General features: G+C 49.4%; 5 protein-coding genes and 1 pseudogene. All 6 read right to left on the reverse strand.

Annotated features, from left to right (window positions below; genetic code table 11):
- Window position 1: 1 nt before the first annotated feature.
- Window positions 2-1,336 carry an O-antigen ligase gene (locus tag PuT2_RS05660; protein WP_093970036.1) on the reverse strand — a complete coding sequence of 445 codons (1,335 nt, stop codon included), beginning with the start codon at window positions 1,334-1,336 and terminating at the stop codon, window positions 2-4.
- Window positions 1,333-2,790, reverse strand: a complete 1,458-nt coding sequence (locus tag PuT2_RS05665; RefSeq protein WP_158214015.1) for a glycosyltransferase family 4 protein — start codon at window positions 2,788-2,790, stop codon at window positions 1,333-1,335. Before PuT2_RS05665 ends, PuT2_RS05660 begins: the two co-directional genes overlap by 4 nt.
- A 1,138-nt stretch (window positions 2,791-3,928) precedes the next feature.
- Window positions 3,929-5,116, reverse strand: coding sequence for a glycosyltransferase (locus tag PuT2_RS05670; protein WP_093970038.1), 1,188 nt, complete (start codon window positions 5,114-5,116; stop codon window positions 3,929-3,931).
- On the reverse strand, window positions 5,098-6,978 hold the full coding sequence (gene asnB / locus PuT2_RS05675) for an asparagine synthase (glutamine-hydrolyzing) (RefSeq protein ID WP_093970039.1): 1,881 nt from the start codon (window positions 6,976-6,978) through the stop codon (window positions 5,098-5,100). The genes PuT2_RS05670 and asnB overlap by 19 nt, the downstream gene beginning before the upstream one ends.
- Before the next feature lie 3 nt (window positions 6,979-6,981).
- Entirely contained in the window at window positions 6,982-8,073 is a 1,092-nt protein-coding gene (locus PuT2_RS05680) for a glycosyltransferase family 4 protein (RefSeq protein ID WP_093970040.1), read from the reverse strand.
- Between the two features lie 4 nt (window positions 8,074-8,077).
- Window positions 8,078-8,680: pseudogene (locus PuT2_RS05685) on the reverse strand (N-acetyl sugar amidotransferase); the annotation flags it as partial.

Consider the following 8,680-nt stretch of genomic DNA (forward strand, 5'->3'; position numbering starts at 1 on the left):
TCTACCCAATTTCCTGCTTTACAGCATTAGGTTCCAGCCTAAAAATCAATCTTCCACTTACAGCGATCGCGAATAGGGTCAACATTGCCCAAACGAGCGGGTGACGCAAAACCTGATGCGCCATACCAAACATTGACAACGCAAGAAGTGCAAAAAACAGATCTGTACACCTCGCGCTCAGACAATGCCATGCAACATACAAGGCCAACGCGGACAAAACAAGTCCACCAATAACGCCCGTCGCCATACTCCAATCCAACAAACTATTGTGCGCTTCAGATCCGCCGAACGGCCCCTGAAGCCCTGACAAAGGCCCTGGCCCATATCCAAACAAAAACGAGTCCTTAATAACCAGCCAAGCGTTCCTCCAGAGAACGAAACGGTCCGTCCATTCCGCACCTCCAGAAAGCAGGAGACGGTCGGCATGAGACGTACCAATAGCCGGCATGACACCATGGACTGCGGGGGCAAACACATCAAGAAGCGTTGCCAGAGTTGAGGCAGGTAATACAACTTCCAACACGGCCAAAACAATTCCAGCTGACGATAGAAATACCAACAACGCCCCGAGAAAAAGAGATGCCAAGAAGGCCTTCTCCGCCGTAAGAAGCCTCTTTCCATCACGAATAAGAATTGGGGTGAGTATGACCAGAGGCAGCAAAATAAGCCACGACAAACGCAATGCCGCACTTCCCGTCCCCCAACCTGCCGCTAAACCAATTGCCGCCAGCACAATACCAGCCAATTTAAAGTTACGAGAAACCCCGAACACCCGAAGAACGAACAACAACAAAAATGGCAGACTAATCAACAAAAGTGCGTTTTGGTTTGGGTTCATTGCTAGGCTCACAAATCGCACGCCATACCCGCCATACCAAAAGTTGAAAGGACCAATCTCTCCCAGCAAAAAAGCAATTAACCAGACAACCGCCGTTATCACCACAGACGTCCATAATAAATATCTCAGAGAACCAAAAGCAGCCTGCGGACTATCGTGACTGACGACTATACCCAAAGAGACGCAAAAACAAAGCGCATACGCTAGCAAATCTCGAATCGAGTCCTCATATTGATTTACGCCAGATCTATAGCCCAGCCAAGCCCCAATCAATAATAAAAGGAATAACACCAAATAAGAAAAAACAAGTTTCTTACGCATAGAGAAAAAGGATCCACAGTCAACCGTTCTCCACTTGAGTAAACCAAAAGGCAAAACAGCCAACACATAAAGCACCAGGAGTATCTCCCCGGGCCCCAAGGGGATCCCAGGAAAACGCAATTGCGTCATTGTCGACAGCACGAGCCCCAACCCAAGGACAACAGAAGTGAACCTCATTCCCGACCTCCCTTCTGAGGAGTTGCAGACACCGTGTTAAATACATCAAGCAATTTAATTAACTGCTGCCTTCGCTCATACTTGCCTGCTCGGGCACGAAATACGTTGTTATAACTAGAGCCGACTGACGGATCTGACATCAAGGTATGAATAAAATTGGCAATATCCGCCAAGTCATTGGAAGCAATGCCGAACCCCTCATCCCTCACCAAATTTGCAGCGTCCCCCTCAACGTGTCCCAGAACCAGTATAGGCCTACTAGATCCGATATATTCAAACAACTTACCCGTTAGCACACCTCGCTCCCGTGGATCATTCCACGTTAGAAGCAAGAGTATATCGGCCTGTCGTTGAATATTTATAGCTTCTCGCCGGCTTACCGGATCATGCACTTTTACCAGATGCTCAACACCATATTCGTACGCTCTGGCACTAACCCACTCGAGGTTACGTCCATAAAAATCAATCTGAACTTTGGATTTAAGCCCGGGACTTCTATTTATTGCATCAAAAAGTACAGTTGGATCTCTGCGACCAGCATAAAGTTGCCCGGTGTAGACAATACGCAAGCGACGATCTGAACCAGACTCAACGTCAACATGACCAGTCGAGGCAGGAAAATCCTCTGCGTCGAAACCATTCATCACTACCCCACAAGGACATTTGTACTTTCCTCTTAGTACGTTAGCCAATGGCTCCGAAACGGTTACAAGGGCTGCCGCGGAACGCAAGGTTCTCTGCTCCAACCATTTCGACAAAGCCCGATGTCGCGCATAGGGGTTATCTGTCCAAAGATCTCTTAGCTCGCCCACCCAAGGAATTCCGTATTTTTTGCCGATACTTGCGGCAACCATTAAAGCAGTATATGGCGTGGCTGAAGCATAGATTACGTCGGGTCGCCAGCCATTATCTATCAATTGCATGCTAGCTCGACGCGCAAAGGGGTACCAACCTATATAACGATCCGGCACATGCATCCATGACACATAAAGCTGACTAGCCATACCAAGTAGGCGCCTCAAAGACCCTACCCTGCCGTTTGGCGCTGCACTGGTTGATTTAATTTTAGTTATGGCCCTTTTCCCCAAAGCCCGAGCTAGGAACATGTCTACGTCTACCCAGTCTGTATAACTAACCAAGCTCTTAGAAATATCCATATCTAAATTTTGAGGCAAGCCCTGACGCGTTGCAGAGATCACACGCACATCATGCCCTTCTTGCAACAACAGTTTTACTAACTTACCTGTACGGACGGCCCCAATTGCGTTATACGGTGGGAAAAAATAGCTAAGAAATAAAATTCTCATACTATTTTTAGACATTGAATTATGCGATGGCAGCGTCGAGGGAAGGAAAACTGTAGTAGAAGAAAGCAAGTAAATAAAAGCGCCGTAACTAGCCAGCCAATATATTGGCTGGCGGGCAACGTGATGAAAGAATGAAAAAACAATCAATGACGATAGGGCACCGAANGGGCAACGTGATGAAAGAATGAAAAAACAATCAATGACGATAGGGCACCGAATAACAAAATACGACCCTGTCGGTAAGCTAGCACTAACGCAGCAACTGGAAACAAATACACTGCGCATAACATTGGAAAACCGCCGACAGTTAATGCATCAATAACAGTATTGTGTGCCTCTGACCCCTGAAATGGAGCAGTCATCCCAGAATAACTGCCAGCTCCATAACCAAAAAAAATACCGGCAATAGATGACAACCACGCCTCAACCCCATGAGAATAAAGAGAAAGCCTAGCATTCTTATAATCGGCCGCCTCCCAAATTGTCATAAGTCTTGCATACAAGCCATCGTGAAAAAATATAAACAACACGACCGCGAGGAGCACAACCCAGGGTAACCGAGCCCTAAGCTTAGCAAACGGAACCAATACAGCAAAAAGCATTGCCATCCCAAAAACGATAATAGCAATAGTTAAAGCGTCGGACTTCGCTAGATAGCCAACAGCCATCAGTACTAAGAAAGCAGCAATTATTAAGGGAGCATGACGCAAATAAGCCAAGAACAACAGCAAACCACACAAAGCATACAAAGCCACCTGATTAGGGTTTAATGCTTCGCCTCTAAACCGACCGTAGTACCAAATATCGTCTGAGCCAAAAAGCAAACTTGCAGCCCACACAAGAATCAAACTAACAGCCAAAGCCGCACTCATGCGACGGTAATGCGTCGGCCTCAAAGCTAAACTGCTCAGGAAAAGACCACTAAACAGATACGCAATCCAGTCACGCAAAGAACTACCGTTCAGGCCCAAAGATGTGTAGTACATCGTAAGCGGCAAAAGCACTACAACCAAATACCCTACGATAAGAAGTACACCCCAATGCCGTACACCTCTCAAGAATGAGCGTTCCGCATCACCCCACATCCTGACCGTGAGCAGCAAGCCAATCAACGTGGTGATCGCTAGCAAAATCTCCCCTACGCCAATCCCCAAAGTAGACAACCGCAATCCGGTCTGCAGTATCAGCGCCAGCGCAACTCCAGAAACAATATCCGTTGCAGCTAAAACTCTCATATGGAATGCATGCCGACTCAAATGGCCCCTCGCAACTGCACTATGCTCTTTCACTGCTCGATTTCCTTCTTAGTCTCATCAGCTTCAGTCAGAACTGAAAAATATTCCTGGTATCGTCGCGCAATAAAGGTCATGTCAAAATGGTCGACGACACGGTGCCGAGCAGCCCTGCCCAAGGCCGCACGCTCAGAAGGCGTACTCTCCAAAAGCCCCAGCATAGACATTGCCAATGACTCTGGATCACCCGGATGCGCGACTCGCCCGGCATTTCCAACAATCTCCGCGCAATCCCCAACGTCAGTGACCACACAAGGAGTTTCACACGCCATGGCCTCCCCAACGACATTCGGGAAAGCCTCGGCCAGAGACGGCAAACAGGAAATATCGAAAGCGCTATTCAACTCAGCCACGTCGCTGCGTTCACCCAATAGGGAGACCGATTGGCCCAACCCCAACTCCTCAATCCATCTGACAAGTTGAGTATTTTCATATGTGACGCCGGTACCTGCCAGCAAAAACTTTGCATCTGGAAACCTTTTTAGGACCATGACCGCCGCCTTCAGAAAGTCGCTATGGCCTTTCACCGGGTGAAATCTTGCGATCATCCCAATAACGTGCCTCGATCCTGACGCCAAATTGGCACGCAGTACCGCCCCCTCCCTAGGACGTGGCGCAAAAGCCTCCAGGTCGAAACCGTTGGGGATGACTTGCATATTTCGTCCGCGAAACCCAAATTCTCTATGCGTTTCCAGACTGAACCGACTATTAAAAACACACCCTTGAGCACGGCCAGAAAGCCAAGCATTAGCTCGAATCACCCACCGAGTGTTTACGCGCTCCCGAGCCAACCCATATAGACTTTGGCGGATACCAAAACTGAGAGGCGCATCACTCAAAGCGAGAAATTTACCCATCCAAGCCAGCAAATTGCCGTGGTACATCCAACCCTGAATGAGAGCGAAGTCATATCGACGAATCAATCGAGCCAGCACGAAAGGCGCGGCGGCAATACGAGACGGGCCATCCATACGCAGGCACACCACGCGAATACCTAGAGTGCTTATTTGCTGGCCAGTCGTCCCCTCATCCAGCAGCGACACCACCACGGGTTCGAATCGTTCGCGGTCCAACCGCTGTAAAATTTTCAGGAGCATTCTCTCGGCACCGCCTGTCCCGAGAGTTGTCGTCACGAAAAGGATTGGCCTAGCCGTCGGATGCCTCATCGCGCCACCAACCATGCCTGAAACATCAACACACTCCACAAACAACCCGAACGGTCTGCCCTGCCAGCTAGGTGCTCAAGCCAGACCGCCCGTACTTTCTTCTCATCAAAATAGCCCTGTTGCCGCATAGACGACTCAGCTAACAACTCTTCTGCCCATTCTCGCAGAGGACCGCGCAACCATGCGCCTAAAGGCACCATAAAACCAGCCTTTGGACGATCAACAAGCTTACGCGGCACGTACCGATACAACAACTCCCGTAAAACCCATTTTCCCTCTCCATCTCGAATTTTCATGTGCAGAGGCAAGCGGGCGGCAAACTCTACCACACGATGATCAAGCATTGGGACTCGGGTTTCCAGGCTATTGGCCATTGCGGCCCTATCGACCTTCACCAAGATATCGTCCGGCATATACCCAACGGTGTCCATTGCCATCATCCAGCGCTCGAATGAATCGACAAAACGCCAGACTGATGGGCCACTTAGCAAAGACTCCGGCTCATGTGAGTCGAGCACCACAGTATCCGGCCTCAACCAATGACTGCGAAGCCTCAAGTACAAATCCTCACGATCTCGGGCGCCCATGATTGCGCACAATTTATTCATGCGCTGGGGTAGCGGTAAGGCAGACAACATAGCAGCCATAGATTTACGCAAGACAAGGGGCATAAACTGCAAAATGCGCCAAATTTTAGGCATGAATTGGTACGGTGTGTAGCCACCAAACAGTTCATCCCCTCCGTCGCCGCTCAACGCCACGGTAACGTGCTGGCGTGCCATGCTGCTAACCAGAAATGTTGGAATCTGGGAGCTGTCAGCAAAGGGCTCACAGTAAACCCCCGGAAGCTTAGGTATTACAGCCAACGCATCACTTTCATCAATATAAAGTTCAGAATGATCTGTTCCGAGATGACGCGCAACGGCGCGAGCATGCACCGCCTCGTCAAGGGCCTTATTTTTGAAACCAATAGAATAGGTACGCACACGAAGTGTTGACTGCCGCTGCATAAGAGCCACCACTACACTGCTGTCGACACCCCCACTCAGAAAGGCCCCTAAAGGGACATCCGCAATCATCTGACTCGCGACGCTGGAGGCCAACAAAGACTCCAGCTGATCCACAGCCAACGCATCGATGCCATCGAACGGGAAAGACATGCCCTTCCTTACCACTTCGGAATAATCCCAATAAGGCTTTGACACGAACTCTTTCCCTTCAGAGGAAATCTCAATATAGTGGCCCGGCAGGAGCTTATAGATACCCTTGTAGATTGAGTATGGCGACGGAATATAATTGTGACGTAAGAGCAAAGCCAAGCTATTCCGGTCAATTTCACCCTGAAATTTTGGATGCGTCTTTAAGGCTTTAAGCTCGGACCCGAACAAAAGCGTATCGCCCTGCCACCCCCAATACAAAGGCTTCTCACCCATCCTGTCTCGGGCCATTATCAATGTGCGATGCTGCCGGTCCCACAACGCAAATGCAAACATACCAACTACCAAACTCAGCGTTCGCTCGAAGCCCCACGACTCCACGCAAGCAAGCAGCACCTCAGTATCCGAACGCCCCCGCCAAGATAGAGCAGGCCGCTCTTCCTCTAAGCTGGCGCGTAACTGCTTGTGGTTATAAATTTCACCATTGAACGCGAGTACGTAACGACCATAGTTTGATACCATGGGTTGATGCCCGGCTTGAGATAAATCTGCAATCGAAAGACGTCGATGCGACACTCCAAAACCTGCCATCCGATCTTGCCACTCCCCTTGATCATCAGGACCGCGATGCGCTATTGCATTTCCCATGTTGCGCAGCACATCTTCTGAAACAGCCATGGCCGCAGGAGTTGAACATAAAAAACCGGCAAAGCCGCACATTAGCTACCATCCCTTTTTTGTACTAGAGGTTTCTGCTCGTTCGAACCCTCCCAAAATTGTCGACCTAAAATAGGCAGCATAGCGTTCCAGCGTGTGCTCTCGAAGTACTCTCTCCCGTGCGGCCAACCCAAGCCGTTGACGCAAAAACGAATCATTGATTAATCGGTTAATTGCCGCAGCTAAGAACTCTGGGTTTGGAGGTATCAATAAAGCGCAAGACTCATCCAGTAACCTCCTTGTTTCACCGACATCCGTAGCTATGATGGCGCATCCCGACGCCATAGCCTCCAACAAAGCCTGCGAAGGATAGTTCTCGACGCGTTGCAATGAGAGAAAAATCTTGGCTCTAGACAATACTTTTAACGGGTCGCTGCTCTCATAAACTTTCGCGCGTGATGTTTTTGGAGGTTGTGGCCCAAAGCCACATAAGTGAATCTCCAAATGTTGAGGGAGATTGGGCAGCGACTCCAAAAAAAGCCCATACCCCTTCTCTGGAGAGAAGCGCGCCATCATAATTACATCGATATCCCGCCTATCCCCAACTCTGGCGTCCGATACATCTATGAAACTGCAAGGAGCGATGCGGATTTTTGACATATCCGAAGGTCTCCGGCATTGCTCACGAACGTATTCCCCTATAGTTTCAGAAAGGCAGTCCACCGCACGTGCTCGACGCACCGAACGGTCAACCACCCACGAGTCGAAGTTTAAGCGGGAGTCGACAACTGAAAAGGAAAAGGGTGGCAAGAACCTACTCAGCCCAGCGAAGAGCAAAACTATTAACCCAGGATTAGCAACGACATGTACCTGCTGATATCCACCGGTAGCAATCAACCAAAAAGCTCTAGACAAACCGTATAGCCGGTTGATTTTGCCTGAAAATCCGCCGCTGTTGACCCTGTCAACATCTATGAGCCGCACGCGTGACTGCGGAAGGTCAATGCCCAGAGCACGCATTCCTTCTAAAGCATCACAAGTACACAACAACGTAACGTCTGTACCCTTATGACATAAAAATTCGACCAAACGAGCATAGCGCCTCTCCATACCACCAAATTTTGAGCCGCTGAACAATAAGAAAGCTGTACTTGGCATAGCTCTAAGCTTTCCGCATGTGGGAACGAAAAGTCAAATAAGCGTCCTTCAACGCGTCCCATAACCATTGCTCGCTGGCATAGTTTGCATGGGGCTGCTCGGGCCTATCCAAGTAGTTCTTAAGTTGAGCTGCAGTCCATCCCATTTTCTTCAGGAAATACTCGGTATCCTCATGAAGATCCTGAGTCGACGGGTAAGGAATACTTCGCAAATCCTCCTCGGCCGCTTGCCTCGTCATCTGCCCAGAGATAATAAGCGTCGACAAATGTAAGCGCCGCTTATCGACTCCGAACTTTTGGGGTAGGAGATAGCCCTGGTAGAACCTTGTAAAAACTGACTCGTAGTGTTTGTAGGGGTAGGGTTTATAGCCGTAACGATCCACTAATGAGCTCATGGCCGCGGCCTTGTTGAAGCTCATTAGATCCAATATTGACGCCCATTTAATTCCTTGAACGTAGGTCGCCCATATGTACTGCAGCGTCCCGATTGAGGGATATGTAGCGATACGAGCACCGCCATGCGCTTTTGCTATGTTCCGAATATTCCTCTGGTCGTACTTCAGCCAGTTCCACCCTGTGGGCATAGCCATACCCTCTGTGGCCTGATT

The organism is Pusillimonas sp. T2 (assembly GCF_002236805.1).
Classification (GTDB): domain Bacteria; phylum Pseudomonadota; class Gammaproteobacteria; order Burkholderiales; family Burkholderiaceae_B; genus Neopusillimonas.

Bases quoted from the DNA above. Each gene is read 5' to 3' on its own strand.
- PuT2_RS05660 (WP_093970036.1), bottom strand. From the start codon at position 1,336: ATGAGGTTCACTTCTGTTGTCCTTGGGTTGGGGCTCGTGCTGTCGACA.
- PuT2_RS05670 (WP_093970038.1), bottom strand. From the start codon at position 5,116: ATGGTTGGTGGCGCGATGAGGCATCCGACGGCTAGGCCAATCCTTTTC.
- asnB (WP_093970039.1), bottom strand. From the start codon at position 6,978: ATGTGCGGCTTTGCCGGTTTTTTATGTTCAACTCCTGCGGCCATGGCT.
- PuT2_RS05680 (WP_093970040.1), bottom strand. From the start codon at position 8,073: ATGCCAAGTACAGCTTTCTTATTGTTCAGCGGCTCAAAATTTGGTGGT.